Below are 13,048 nucleotides of genomic sequence, written 5' to 3'. Positions count from 1 at the left end.
TGGAATTTATATCAAATAAGGTTGGCAAGAGCCAACCTTATTTGATATAGAGTTCTTGATTTTTTAGGACAATTTCACGTACTCTTGCGAACTTCTTGAGTTTTTTAAGTTCTTCTGGATGAGTGACGAGAGTGATAACATAGCCTTCTTTACCCATGCGACCTGTACGGCCAGCACGGTGAGTGTAGGTTTCAATATCTCTAGGGACATCAAAGTTTACGACACATTCTAGACTATCAATATCAATTCCACGAGCCAAAAGGTCAGTTGCAAGAAGCAGGGTTAGTTGCTTATCTTTAAACTTTTCTAAGATGACTTTTCTAAATTTAACATTGACATCGCTAGCGAGGGAAACAGCCAATATATCACGATACTGTAGTTTTTCCTCGGCACTCCCAAGGTCTGATAGGCTGTTAAAAAAGACTAGTCCGCGGAAATCCTCAACATGAGCCAATTTTCGTAGCATATCAACGCGGTGACGTTGGTCTACCTGCATGTAGAAATGCTGGATATTGTCCAGTTTTTGGTCAGAGAGATCAATGGTTCGCGTATTAGATGCAATCTTTTCTTGGTCAAACTTGGTCGTAGCACTCATGTAGATGAGTTGGTGGTCACGAGGTGCGTAGTGAGTTATTTTCTCAACAAAGTGAATCTGAGAATCATCAAGCAATTGGTCAAATTCATCCAGGATGATGGTTTCTACATTCATCATCTTGATTTTTTTCAATTTAATCAACTCAAAGATACGACCAGGAGTGCCGATTAGAATTTCTGGTCCTTTTTTGAGTCGTTCAATCTGGCGTTTTTGACTTGAACCTGATAAGAAGAGCTGGGCTGTCAAGCCGATAGCTTCTGCCCACGTTTTACATACGTCAAAAATCTGTCCAGCAAGCTCCGTATTTGGTGCTAGAATCAATAGTTGCTGCGCTTTTTTCTTTTGTAGTCTGAGAAGACTTGGTAGGAGGTAAGCGAGGGTCTTACCAGTTCCTGTTGGGCTCACTCCTAGGAGGTTTTCTCCAGCAAGAAGGGACTCAAATAGTTGAGTTTGAATGGGAGTAAATTCTTGGAAACCAAGTTGGTCACTCAATTCTTGCCATTCAGTCGGTAGTTTGGTTTTCATTTTTCTGCCTCAAATCTAATGCCAGCAGTCTGGCGCATGGTATATAGTAGTTCATGAACAGAGCTTGCATCGTCCAGCCAAGTCTGGTAGAGTGTCTGGTCTGGTTGCTGAATCATCTGTGCAAATGCAGCGACTTCCTCAGTCATAGTATGAGGAGCCTGTTGGATAGGAAGATGGACTTGATTTCCTTGGTGGTCGCTAAAAATAGCTGAGCGAACATGTTCAATCATGTTGAGAGTCAAGATTCCATCTGCTGTGTAAATCTCACAAGGAAGATTGGAAGTGATGTTTTTCCCAGCCTTGATATGAACTTGAAAGTCTGGGTAGAAGAGGATGCCGTCTCCATTTAGGTCAATGCTATTGTCAAGCTGTTGAGCATGGTAAGTCACGTTATTAGCTTTTCCAAAAAGATGAACGGCAACATAGAGGGGATAAATCCCCAAATCCATAAGGGCTCCACCAGCAAAACAATCTGAAAAGACATTTGGTGTCTTCCCAGCCAACAAGTCCGGCATTTTTGAAGAATACTTGGCATAGTTGAAATCTGCCCCTAACACTTGCTTGTCTGCTAAAAAGTTTTTGATGGTAGTAAAAGCTTCCTCGTGATAATTACGAGCTGCTTCAAAGATAAAACAATTATTTTTCTCAGCTGTTTGAATCAAATTCAGCCATTCTTGTGGTTGAGTAACAGCTGGCTTTTCAAGAATAACGTGCTTACCAGCAGACAAGGCAGCTTTTGCCTGAGCAAAATGTAAGGAGTTTGGACTGGCAATATAGACTACATCAAAGGAAGATTTGAAGAAGTCCTCTAATTGATCGAAGAGTTGGATATTTTCATAGCGAGAAGCAAAGGTTGCTGCGGTTTCAAGTTTTCTAGAATAGACTGCGACCAGCTGGTATTCTCCGCTGGTATGGGCTGCTTCTATGAAGTGATGGCTGATAGCGCCTGTTCCGATGACAGCTAATTTAAGCATAGATACTCCTTTTCCGATTTCAAATCCTTCTTTCATTATAACATAGATGGCAGAGACTATCCAACAGAGGGTAAAAATTTTCAAATAAGCTACTAGGACTTTCCCAAAGAAAGTGGTACAATAATGAGATGAGTAAATGAAATGGGAGGGAAAATGAGGTTACTACCTATAAGAAAAATATCACGTCAGTCTAAGAGGCTAGCGCTTTTTTTGACTTTTTGTGCAGGATATGTAGATGCCTATACGTTTATTGTCCGAGGGAATACTCTTGTAGCTGGACAAACGGGGAATGTCGTCTTTCTATCAGTGGGACTCATTCAACACAATGTATCAGATGCTAGTGCCAAAGTAATGACCTTACTAGCTTTTATGATGGGAGTCTTTTTACTAACTATTTATAAGGAAAAATTGAGAATTGTTAAAAAACCAATTTTGTCACTGATTCCTTTGGCAATCTTATCAATAGTTATCGGTTTTGTGCCGCAGACTGTAGATAATATCTATCTAGTGCCACCCTTGGCGTTCTGTATGGGGTTGGTGACAACTGCTTTTGGAGAAGTGTCGGGTATTGCCTACAATAACGCTTTTATGACAGGGAACATCAAACGGACCATGCTGGCTTTTGGAGATTATTTCCGAACTAAGCACACTCCTTTTTTGCGTGAAGGGATTATCTTTGTAAGCCTGCTTAGTAGTTTTGTCCTTGGCGTTGTCTTTTCAGCCTATTTGACGATTTTCTATCATGAAAAGACCATTCTTGGTGTTCCAATTATGATGAGTATTTTTTACCTCAGCATGCTTTTTGCATCTTGGCAGAAAAAAGTAAAAGAAAAAACTTCATTTTAGGTGTTATTACTTGTAAGAAAATAGGAGATATGCTATACTTGAAGAGTTGACTATGCACATTCCTGTGCAACCGCACGAACATCGTCGCTCGTCGTATAACAAATTTAAACTTCGTCATTGTCGCCTTGCCTAACATAAGTTATGCCTTCGGCTCAATTCCTAGTTTATTCTTTGTTATACTTAGAGCTCTTCTTTTAAGTGGTTCGTCCCACGATGCTAGGCGAGTCTTCACAAAAAATTCGGGGAAACCCATAAAAATCATAGGAGGTGCATAATGAGCACATACGCAATTATCAAAACTGGCGGAAAACAAGTTAAAGTTGAAGTTGGTCAAGCAGTTTACGTTGAAAAATTGAACGTTGAAGCTGGTCAAGAAGTTACTTTTAACGAAGTTGTTCTTGTTGGTGGTGAAAACACTGTTGTCGGAACTCCACTTGTTGCTGGAGCTACTGTAGTTGGAACTGTTGAAAAACAAGGAAAACAAAAGAAAGTTGTTACTTACAAGTACAAACCTAAAAAAGGTAGCCACCGTAAACAAGGTCACCGTCAACCATATACAAAAGTTGTCATCAACGCAATCAACGCTTAATTTTAAGGAGAACACATGATACAAGCAGTCTTTGAGAGAGCCGAAGATGGCGAGCTGAGGAGTGCGGAAATTACTGGACACGCCGAGAGTGGCGAATACGGCTTAGATGTCGTGTGTGCATCGGTTTCTACGCTTGCCATTAACTTTATCAATTCCATTGAAAAATTTGCAGGCTATGAACCAATCCTAGAATTAAACGAAGATGAAGGTGGCTATCTGATGGTTGAGATTCCAAAAGATCTTCCTTCACACCAGAGAGAAATGACCCAGTTATTCTTTGAATCATTTTTCTTAGGTATGGCAAACTTATCGGAGAACTCTTCTGAGTTCGTCCAAACCAGAGTTATCACAGAAAACTAACACGGAGGAAAACATTATGTTAAAAATGACTCTTAACAACTTGCAACTTTTCGCCCACAAAAAAGGTGGAGGTTCTACATCAAACGGACGTGATTCACAAGCGAAACGTCTTGGAGCTAAAGCAGCTGACGGACAAACTGTAACAGGTGGATCAATCCTTTACCGTCAACGTGGTACACACATCTACCCAGGTGTAAACGTTGGACGTGGTGGAGACGATACTTTGTTCGCTAAAGTTGAAGGCGTAGTACGCTTTGAACGTAAAGGACGCGATAAAAAACAAGTTTCTGTTTACCCAATCGCTAAATAAAAAGATTCAGTGAATCTTTTTATCCCGAGCCTTGAAATATAAAGGCGAGGAAGCTAGAAGTAGCTTTAACTAAGGCTTTCCGAGTTTTCGGAGAGCCTATTTTTTTGGTTTGGTACCCATTTTGGTACCCATATTTTAAAATCCAAGTTTAGGTCAAATTTCTTTTGATACCTTTTTTCCTTTGTGGAAAGCTTCTGAAATATGATATAATGAACAGATAGAGAAGTTGGAGGTAGAAGATGAACATTCAACAATTACGCTATGTTGTTGCCATTGCCAATAGTGGTACTTTCCGTGAAGCAGCTGAAAAGATGTATGTTAGTCAGCCGAGTCTGTCCATTTCTGTTCGTGATTTGGAAAAAGAGTTGGGCTTTAAGATTTTCCGTCGGACCAGCTCAGGGACTTTCTTGACCCGTCGTGGTATGGAATTCTATGAAAAAGCGCAAGAATTGGTTAAAGGATTTGATATTTTTCAAAATCAGTATGCCAATCCTGAAGAAGAAAAGGATGAATTTTCCATTGCTAGTCAACACTATGACTTCTTGCCACCGACCATTACGGCCTTTTCAGAGCGCTATCCTGATTACAAAAATTTCCGTATTTTTGAGTCTACTACAGTTCAAATCCTTGATGAAGTAGCTCAGGGGCACAGTGAGATTGGGATTATCTACCTTAACAATCAAAATAAAAAGGGGATCATGCAACGGGTTGAAAAGCTAGGTCTGGAGGTCATTGAATTGATTCCCTTCCATACCCACATTTATCTCCGCGAGGGGCATCCTTTGGCTCAGAAAGAGGAATTGGTTATGGAGGATTTAGCGGATCTACCAACGGTTCGTTTTACTCAAGAGAAAGACGAGTACCTTTATTATTCAGAGAACTTTGTTGATACCAGCGCTAGCTCACAGATGTTTAATGTGACAGACCGTGCCACCTTGAATGGTATTTTGGAGCGGACGGACGCCTATGCGACAGGTTCTGGATTTTTAGATAGTGATAGTGTTAATGGCATTACCGTTATTCGTCTCAAGGATAATCTAGATAATCGCATGGTCTACGTTAAACGTGAGGAAGTGGAGCTCAGTCAAGCTGGGACTCTCTTTGTAGAAGTCATGCAAGAATATTTTAATCAGAAGAGGAAATCATGAAAAAAAGAGGAATAGTGGCAGTCATTGTACTGCTGTTGATTGCGCTGGATCAGTTAGTTAAATCCTATATCGTCCAGCAGATTCCACTGGGTGAAGTGCGCTCTTGGATTCCTAATTTCGTTAGCTTGACCTATCTGCAAAATCGAGGGGCTGCCTTTTCGATGCTACAAGACCAGCAGTGGTTATTTGCTATCATTACTCTGGTTGTCGTGGTTGGTGCCATTTGGTATTTACATAAACACATGGAGGACTCACTCTGGATGGTCTTGGGTTTGACCTTGATTATCGCAGGTGGACTTGGAAACTTTATTGACAGGGTCAGTCAGGGCTTTGTTGTGGATATGATCCACCTTGACTTTATCAACTTTGCAATTTTCAATGTGGCAGATAGCTATCTGACGGTTGGAGTGATTATTTTATTGATTGCAATGCTAAAAGAGGAAATAAATGGAAATTAAAATTGAAACTGGTGGCCTGCGTTTAGATAAGGCTTTGTCAGATTTGACAGAATTATCACGCAGTCTCGCGAATGAACAAATCAAATCATGCCAGGTCTTGGTCAATGGCCAAGTCAAGAAAGCTAAATACACAGTTCAAGAGGGTGATATCGTCACTTACCATGTACCAGAGCCTGAGGTCTTAGAGTATGTGGCTGAGAATCTTCCGCTAGATATCATCTACCAAGATGAGGATGTGGCCGTCGTTAACAAGCCTCAGGGAATGGTTGTGCATCCGAGTGCTGGTCATACTAGTGGAACTCTGGTAAATGCCCTTATGTATCATATTAAGGACTTGTCGGGTATCAATGGGGTTCTGCGTCCAGGAATTGTTCACCGTATTGATAAAGATACGTCAGGCCTTCTCATGATTGCTAAAAACGATGATGCGCATCTAGCACTTGCCCAAGAACTCAAGGATAAAAAGTCTCTCCGCAAATATTGGGCGATTGTTCATGGAAATCTGCCTAATGATCGTGGTGTAATTGAAGCACCGATTGGCCGTAGTGAAAAAGACCGTAAGAAACAGGCTGTGACTGCTAAAGGGAAACCTGCAGTGACCCGTTTCCACGTTTTGGAACGCTTTGGTGATTATAGTTTAGTGGAGCTGCAGTTGGAAACAGGCCGCACCCATCAAATCCGTGTTCACATGGCTTATATTGGTCATCCAGTCGCTGGTGATGAAGTCTATGGTCCTCGCAAGACTTTGAAAGGACATGGACAATTTCTTCATGCCAAGACTCTAGGATTTACGCATCCACGAACAGGTGAGACCTTAGAATTTACAGCAGATATCCCAGAGATTTTTAAGGAAACCTTGGAGAGATTGAGAAAGAATTAGATTTGATAAAAGGTTGAGATGGCTTGTCTCGACCTTTTTCCTATCAACTCTTTTCTATTTCCTGCCATTCATGTTATAATGGATAAATATGAAGAATCGGAGTGAGACTATGAAATTCAAACGGATTGTCTTTAAGGTGGGGACTTCTTCTCTGACGAATGAGGATGGAAGTTTATCACGTAGTAAAGTAAAAGCTATTACCCAACAGTTGGCTATGCTGCACGAGGCTGGTCATGAATTGATTTTGGTGTCGTCAGGTGCCATTGCGGCTGGTTTTGGGGCCTTAGGATTTAAAAAGCGTCCGACTAAGATTGCTGATAAACAGGCTTCAGCAGCGGTAGGACAAGGACTTTTGTTGGAAGAATACACGACCAATCTTCTCTTGCGCCAAATCGTTTCTGCACAAATTTTGCTGACTCAGGATGATTTTGTGGATAAGCGCCGTTATAAAAATGCCCATCAGGCTTTGTCAGTTCTACTTAGCCGTGGCGCGATTCCTATTATCAATGAGAATGACAGTGTCGTTATTGATGAGCTCAAGGTCGGGGACAATGACACTCTAAGTGCTCAGGTAGCAGCCATGGTCCAAGCAGACCTTTTGGTCCTCTTGACAGACGTAGACGGTCTATATACTGGAAATCCTAATTCAGACCCAAGAGCCAAACGCTTGGAGAAAATCGAGACCATCAATCGTGAGATTATTGATATGGCCGGTGGAGCAGGTTCGTCTAATGGTACAGGTGGCATGTTAACCAAAATCAAAGCTGCAACTATCGCGACGGAATCAGGAGTTCCTGTTTATATCTGCTCATCCTTGAAGTCAGATGCCATGATTGAAGCAGCTGAGGAGACCAAGGATGGTTCCTACTTTGTTGCGCAAGAGAAGGGACTTCGTACCCAGAAACAATGGCTGGCCTTTTATGCTCAGAGTCAAGGTTCTATTTGGGTTGATAAAGGGGCTGCAGAAGCTCTCTCTCAACATGGGAAGAGTCTCCTTTTATCTGGTATTGTTGACGCAGAAGGAGCCTTTTCTTACGGTGATATCGTGACAGTATTTGACAAGGAAAGTGGAAAATCACTTGGAAAAGGACGCGTGCAATTTGGAGCATCTGCTTTGGAGGATATGTTGCGTTCTCAAAAAGCCAAGGGTGTCTTGATTCACCGTGATGACTGGATTTCCATTACTCCTGAAATCCAACTACTCTTTACAGAATTTTAGAGGTAAACTATGGTAAGTACACAAGAACAATTTGAACAGGTACAGGCTGTTAAAAAATCGATCAACACAGCTAGTGAAGATGTGAAAAATCAAGCCTTGCTAGCCATGGCTGATCACTTATTAGTAGCTACTGAGGAAATTTTAGCGGCCAATGCCCTCGATATGGAAGCGGCTAAGGGTAAAATCTCAGATGTGATGCTGGATCGTCTTTATTTGGATGCAAGTCGTATAGAAGCGATGGCAACTGGGATTCGTGAAGTGGTTGCCTTACCAGATCCAATCGGTGAAGTTTTAGAAACCAATCAACTTGAAAATGGTTTGGTTATCACCAAGAAACGGGTGGCTATGGGTGTTATCGGTATTATCTATGAAAGCCGTCCAAATGTGACGTCTGACGCGGCTGCTTTGGCTCTCAAGAGTGGAAATGCGGTTGTTCTTCGTAGTGGGAAGGATGCCTATCAAACTGCCCATGCCATTGTCACAGCCTTGAAGAAGGGCTTGGAGACGACTACTATTCACCCAGATGTAATTCAACTGGTGGAAGACACCAGCCGTGAAAGTAGCTATGCCATGATGAAGGCCAAGGACTATCTAGACCTTCTCATTCCTCGTGGAGGAGCTGGTTTGATCAATGCAGTGGTTGAGAATGCTATTGTACCAGTTATCGAGACCGGGACTGGGATTGTCCATGTCTATGTGGATAAGGATGCAGATGAAGACAAGGCTCTGTCTATCATCAACAATGCTAAAACCAGTCGCCCTTCTGTCTGCAATGCCATGGAGGTTCTACTTGTTCATGAAGACAAGGCAGCAAGCTTCCTTCCTCGCTTGGAGCAAGTTCTAGTTGCAGAGCGTAAAGAAGCTGGACTGGAACCAATTCAATTCCGCTTGGATAGCAAAGCAAGCCAGTTTGTTTCAGGTCAAGTAGCTGAAGCTCAAGACTTTGACACCGAATTTTTAGACTATGTATTAGCTGTTAAGGTTGTGAGCAGTTTAGAAGAAGCGGTTGCCCATATTGAAACCCACAGTACCCATCATTCGGATGCCATTGTGACGGAAAATGCTGAAGCTGCAGCTTACTTTACAGATCAAGTGGACTCAGCAGCCGTCTATGTCAATGCCTCAACTCGTTTCACAGATGGTGGCCAATTTGGTCTTGGTTGTGAAATGGGGATTTCTACTCAGAAATTGCACGCGCGTGGTCCAATGGGCTTGAAGGAGTTGACTAGCTACAAGTATGTGGTTACTGGTGACGGACAGATAAGGGAGTAAGAGATGAAGATTGGATTTATCGGCTTGGGGAATATGGGTGCTAGTTTGGCCAAGGCTGTCTTGCAGGCTAAGACGGGCGATGACCTTCTCCTTGCTAATCGTACTCAAGCCAAGGTAGACGCTTTCATTGCAGACTTTGGTGGTCAGGCTTCCAGCAATGAAGAAATTTTTGCAGAAGCAGATGTGATTTTTCTAGGAGTTAAGCCTGCTCAGTTTTCTGAACTGCTTTCTCAATACCAGACCATCCTTGAAAAAAGAGAAAGTCTTCTTTTGATTTCCATGGCAGCTGGATTGACCTTGGAAAAACTGGCTAGTCTTCTTCCAAGTCAGCACCGAATTATTCGTATGATGCCAAATACCCCTGCTTCTATCGGGCAAGGAGTGATTAGTTATGCCATATCAGCAAACTGTCGTGCTGAGGACAGTGAACTTTTTTGTCAGCTTTTAGCCAAGGCTGGTCTCTTGATTGAACTTGGGGAAAGCTTAATTGATGCAGCGACAGGTCTTGCAGGTTGTGGGCCGGCCTTTGTCTATCTTTTTATTGAGGCCTTGGCAGATGCAGGTGTTCAGACAGGATTGCCAAGAGAAACGGCATTGAAAATGGCAGCTCAAACAGTTGTCGGCGCTGGACAATTGGTCCTAGAAAGCCAGCAACATCCTGGGATCTTGAAAGACCAAGTTTGTAGCCCAGGAGGTTCGACTATTGCTGGTGTAGCAAGCTTAGAAGCGCATGCTTTTCGAGGAACAGTCATGGATGCAGTTCATCAAGCATACAAACGAACACAAGAACTAGGTAAATAAGAGGTAGATTTGTCTGCCTCTTTTATGGTGTTTGATACTCTTCGAAAATCTCTTCAAACTGCGTCAGCTTCCATCTGCAACCTCAAAACAGTGTTTTGAGCAACCTGCGGCTAGCTTACTAGTTTGCTCTTTGATTTTCATTGAGTATGAAATTAGAAGACAAAAAGATTGTCACAAACCCCTATTTTTTTGATAGAATAGAAGTAGTAAAAAAGAAATGAGTTAGACATGTCAAAAGGATTTTTAGTCTCTCTTGAGGGACCAGAGGGAGCAGGAAAGACCAGTGTTTTAGAGGCTCTACTCCCAATTTTAGAGGAAAAAGGAGTAGAAGTGTTGACGACCCGTGAACCTGGCGGAGTCTTGATTGGTGAGAAAATTCGGGAAGTGATTTTGGACCCAAGTCATACTCAGATGGATGCTAAGACTGAACTCCTTCTCTATATTGCCAGTCGTAGACAGCATTTGGTGGAAAAAGTTCTTCCAGCCCTTGAAGCTGGCAAGTTGGTCATTATGGATCGTTTTATCGATAGTTCTGTTGCCTATCAAGGATTTGGTCGTGGTTTGGACATTGATGCCATTAATTGGCTCAATCATTTTGCTACAGATGGCCTCAAACCTGATTTGACCCTCTATTTTGACATTGAGGTGGAAGAGGGACTGGCTCGCATTGCTGCTAATAGTGACCGTGAGGTCAATCGCTTGGACTTGGAAGGGTTGGACTTGCACAAAAAAGTTCGTCAAGGCTATCTTTCTCTTCTTGACAAAGAAGGAAATCGCATAGTCAAGATTGATGCTAGTCTCCCTTTGGAGCAAGTTGTGGATGCTACCAAGACTGTCTTGTTTGAAAGAATGGGCTTGGCTAAATGAAACAAGAAGAATTAAAGGTTTGGCAACCAGACCAGTTTGACCGCTTTGTCCGTATCCTAGAACAAGACCAGCTCAATCATGCCTATTTATTTTCAGGATTCTTTGGAAGCTTGGAAATGGCGCAATTTTTGGCTAAGAGCCTCTTCTGTGCAGAGAAGGTAGGCGTTTTACCATGTGAGAAATGCCGAAATTGTAAGCTGATTGAACAGGGAGAGTTTCCCGATGTCACCTTGATTAAGCCAGTCAATCAGGTCATCAAGACAGAACGGATTAGAGAATTGGTGGGCCAGTTTTCCCAAGCAGGGATTGAAAGCCAGCAGCAGGTTTTTATTATCGAGCAAGCTGAGAAGATGCACCCCAACGCAGCCAATTCTCTGCTCAAGGTCATCGAAGAACCCCAGAGTGAGGTTTATATTTTCTTCTTGACAAGCGATGAAGAAAAGATTTTACCGACAATCCGAAGTCGGACCCAGATTTTCCACTTTAAAAAACAAGAAGAGAAGCTGATCTTGCTCTTAGAACAAATGGGACTGGTTAAGAAAAAAGCGACTCTCCTAGCTCAGTTTAGTCAATCGCGAGCTGAAGCAGAAAAGTTGGCTAATCAGGCAAGTTTTTGGACTTTGGTCGATGAAAGTGAACGCCTGCTGACTTGGTTAGTAGCTAAGAAAAAAGAAAGTTATCTGCAGGTTGCTAAATTAGCCAACTTGGCAGATGACAAGGAAAAACAGGATCAGGTTTTACGGATTTTTGAAGTCCTCTGTGGGCAGGACCTCCTGCAAGCAAGAGTAAGAGTGATTCTACAAGATTTGCTAGAAGCTAGAAAAATGTGGCAAGCTAATGTCAGCTTTCAAAATGCCATGGAATATCTGGTCTTGAAAGAAATATAAACTCAAAAATGAATGATAAAGAAAGGAAAGGGCTGTTTTATGGACAAAAAAGAATTATTTGACGCGCTGGATGATTTTTCCCAACAATTACTAGTGACCTTGGCCGATGTGGAAGCCATCAAGAAAAATCTCAAGAGCCTGGTAGAGGAAAATACAGCTCTTCGTTTGGAAAATAGTAAGTTGCGCGAACGCTTGGGTGAGGTGGAAGCAGACGCTCCTGTCAAGGCTAAACATGTTCGCGAAAGTGTCCGTCGCATTTACCGTGATGGATTTCACGTATGTAATGATTTTTATGGACAACGTCGAGAGCAGGACGAGGAATGTATGTTCTGTGACGAGTTGTTATACAGGGAGTAGGCATGCAGATTCAAAAAAGTTTTAAGGGGCAGTCTCCCTATGGCAAGCTGTACCTAGTGGCAACGCCGATTGGCAATCTAGATGATATGACCTTTCGAGCTATTCAGACCTTGAAAGAAGTGGATTGGATTGCTGCTGAGGACACGCGCAATACAGGTCTATTGCTCAAGCATTTTGACATTTCTACCAAGCAAATCAGTTTTCATGAGCACAATGCCAAGGAAAAGATTCCTGATTTGATTGGTTTCCTGAAAGCAGGTCAAAGTATTGCTCAGGTATCCGACGCGGGTCTGCCTAGCATCTCAGACCCTGGTCATGATTTGGTTAAGGCAGCCATTGAGGAAGAAATTGCAGTAGTGACTGTTCCAGGTGCCTCTGCAGGAATTTCTGCCTTGATTGCCAGTGGTTTAGCGCCACAGCCACATATCTTTTACGGCTTTTTACCCAGAAAATCAGGTCAGCAAAAGCAATTTTTTGACTCGAAAAAAGACTATCCTGAAACTCAGATTTTCTATGAATCCCCTCATCGTGTAGCTGATACGTTGGAAAATATGCTAGAAGTCTACGGTGACCGCTCGGTGGTCTTGGTTAGAGAATTGACCAAAATCTATGAAGAATACCAAAGAGGTACCATTTCAGAGTTATTAGAAAACATAGCTGAAACGCCACTCAAGGGCGAATGCCTTCTCATCGTTGAAGGTGCCAGTCAGGATGTGGAAGAAAAAGATGAGGAGGACTTGTTCTTAGAAATCCAAGTCCGCATCCAGCAAGGCATGAAGAAAAACCAAGCTATTAAGGAAGTAGCTAAGTTTTACCAGTGGAATAAGAGCCAGCTTTACGCAGCCTACCATGACTGGGAAGAAAATCAAGAAAATGACTAAACAGGGAAGTTTGCCTTCTTCCCTTTTTTTGTTATACTAGTAGAAGAAAAAATTAGAAAGATTTGTGGGAGTGAAAAAG

Annotated in this window: 16 protein-coding genes, 1 pseudogene and 1 other annotated feature; of the genes and pseudogenes, 14 read left to right on the top strand and 3 right to left on the bottom strand. The window is 42.3% G+C overall.

Going from position 1 to position 13,048, the window contains the following annotated elements:
* Positions 1–37 precede the first annotated feature (37 nt).
* Both JJN14_RS05930 and JJN14_RS05925 read right to left on the bottom strand, forming a co-directional pair.
* On the bottom strand, positions 38–1,120 hold the full coding sequence (locus JJN14_RS05930; protein ID WP_201058126.1) for a DEAD/DEAH box helicase: 1,083 nt from the start codon (positions 1,118–1,120) through the stop codon (positions 38–40).
* Positions 1,117–2,094, bottom strand: coding sequence for a Gfo/Idh/MocA family protein (locus JJN14_RS05925; protein WP_201058125.1), 978 nt, complete (start codon positions 2,092–2,094; stop codon positions 1,117–1,119). Before JJN14_RS05925 ends, JJN14_RS05930 begins: the two co-directional genes overlap by 4 nt.
* 153 nt (positions 2,095–2,247) lie before the next feature.
* Here JJN14_RS05925 and JJN14_RS05920 point away from each other — a divergent pair, with 153 nt between their 5' ends.
* The 4 genes from JJN14_RS05920 (at position 2,248) to rpmA (ending at position 4,199) form a co-directional block, all read left to right on the top strand.
* Positions 2,248–2,940, top strand: coding sequence for a YoaK family protein (locus JJN14_RS05920; protein ID WP_236253672.1), 693 nt, complete (start codon positions 2,248–2,250; stop codon positions 2,938–2,940).
* Between the two features lie 58 nt (positions 2,941–2,998).
* Positions 2,999–3,178: a sequence feature (ribosomal protein L21 leader region), on the top strand.
* Positions 3,179–3,214: 36 nt separating this feature from the next.
* Positions 3,215–3,529 carry a 50S ribosomal protein L21 gene (gene rplU, locus JJN14_RS05915; protein ID WP_000109141.1) on the top strand — a complete coding sequence of 105 codons (315 nt, stop codon included), beginning with the start codon at positions 3,215–3,217 and terminating at the stop codon, positions 3,527–3,529.
* A gap of 15 nt (positions 3,530–3,544) precedes the next feature.
* The gene (locus JJN14_RS05910; protein ID WP_000613699.1) at positions 3,545–3,889 is read left to right on the top strand and encodes a ribosomal-processing cysteine protease Prp; all 345 of its coding nucleotides are present in this window, start codon (positions 3,545–3,547) and stop codon (positions 3,887–3,889) included.
* Between the two features lie 16 nt (positions 3,890–3,905).
* On the top strand, positions 3,906–4,199 hold the full coding sequence (gene rpmA, locus JJN14_RS05905; RefSeq protein WP_000916509.1) for a 50S ribosomal protein L27: 294 nt from the start codon (positions 3,906–3,908) through the stop codon (positions 4,197–4,199).
* Between the two features lie 172 nt (positions 4,200–4,371).
* Here the strand turns inward: rpmA and JJN14_RS10100 are convergent.
* Positions 4,372–4,446 (bottom strand): annotated as a pseudogene (locus tag JJN14_RS10100) (AraC family transcriptional regulator); the annotation flags it as partial.
* Between JJN14_RS10100 and JJN14_RS05900 the strand changes: the two are divergent.
* The 10 genes from JJN14_RS05900 to rsmI all read left to right on the top strand — a co-directional run bounded on the left by JJN14_RS05900 (position 4,439) and on the right by rsmI (position 12,969).
* Positions 4,439–5,347 carry a LysR family transcriptional regulator gene (locus tag JJN14_RS05900; protein ID WP_001025694.1) on the top strand — a complete coding sequence of 303 codons (909 nt, stop codon included), beginning with the start codon at positions 4,439–4,441 and terminating at the stop codon, positions 5,345–5,347. The pseudogene JJN14_RS10100 and the gene JJN14_RS05900 sit on opposite strands and share 8 nt — an antisense overlap.
* Positions 5,344–5,805 (top strand): signal peptidase II, encoded by a 462-nt coding sequence (gene lspA, locus JJN14_RS05895; RefSeq protein WP_201058123.1) that lies wholly within the window; start codon positions 5,344–5,346, stop codon positions 5,803–5,805. The genes JJN14_RS05900 and lspA overlap by 4 nt, the downstream gene beginning before the upstream one ends.
* A complete protein-coding gene (locus tag JJN14_RS05890) occupies positions 5,795–6,685 on the top strand; it encodes an RluA family pseudouridine synthase (protein WP_201058122.1) in 891 nt (296 codons plus the stop codon). The genes lspA and JJN14_RS05890 overlap by 11 nt, the downstream gene beginning before the upstream one ends.
* A gap of 109 nt (positions 6,686–6,794) precedes the next feature.
* Positions 6,795–7,904, top strand: a complete 1,110-nt coding sequence (gene proB, locus JJN14_RS05885) for a glutamate 5-kinase (RefSeq protein ID WP_236253671.1) — start codon at positions 6,795–6,797, stop codon at positions 7,902–7,904.
* Positions 7,905–7,913: 9 nt separating this feature from the next.
* The gene (locus JJN14_RS05880) at positions 7,914–9,176 is read left to right on the top strand and encodes a glutamate-5-semialdehyde dehydrogenase (RefSeq protein ID WP_201058120.1); all 1,263 of its coding nucleotides are present in this window, start codon (positions 7,914–7,916) and stop codon (positions 9,174–9,176) included.
* 3 nt (positions 9,177–9,179) lie between these two features.
* Positions 9,180–9,977, top strand: coding sequence for a pyrroline-5-carboxylate reductase (proC, locus tag JJN14_RS05875; protein WP_201058119.1), 798 nt, complete (start codon positions 9,180–9,182; stop codon positions 9,975–9,977).
* Positions 9,978–10,205: 228 nt separating this feature from the next.
* On the top strand, positions 10,206–10,844 hold the full coding sequence (gene tmk / locus JJN14_RS05870; RefSeq protein WP_201058118.1) for a dTMP kinase: 639 nt from the start codon (positions 10,206–10,208) through the stop codon (positions 10,842–10,844).
* Positions 10,841–11,731 carry a DNA polymerase III subunit delta' gene (locus JJN14_RS05865; protein ID WP_201058117.1) on the top strand — a complete coding sequence of 297 codons (891 nt, stop codon included), beginning with the start codon at positions 10,841–10,843 and terminating at the stop codon, positions 11,729–11,731. Before tmk ends, JJN14_RS05865 begins: the two co-directional genes overlap by 4 nt.
* 39 nt (positions 11,732–11,770) lie before the next feature.
* Positions 11,771–12,088: a DNA replication initiation control protein YabA gene (yabA, locus tag JJN14_RS05860; protein ID WP_000358228.1), complete on the top strand. Its 318-nt coding sequence runs from the start codon at positions 11,771–11,773 to the stop codon at positions 12,086–12,088.
* A 2-nt stretch (positions 12,089–12,090) separates the two neighbouring features.
* Complete coding sequence (rsmI, locus tag JJN14_RS05855; RefSeq protein WP_201058116.1) at positions 12,091–12,969, top strand: 16S rRNA (cytidine(1402)-2'-O)-methyltransferase; 879 nt, start codon at positions 12,091–12,093, stop codon at positions 12,967–12,969.
* Positions 12,970–13,048: the final 79 nt, after the last annotated feature.

The organism is Streptococcus mitis (genome assembly GCF_016658865.1).
GTDB classification, from domain to species: Bacteria; Bacillota; Bacilli; order Lactobacillales; family Streptococcaceae; genus Streptococcus; species Streptococcus mitis_BT.
The sequence above is the reverse complement of the archived record's forward strand: the minus strand, read 5'-3'. Positions and strand labels throughout refer to the sequence as shown.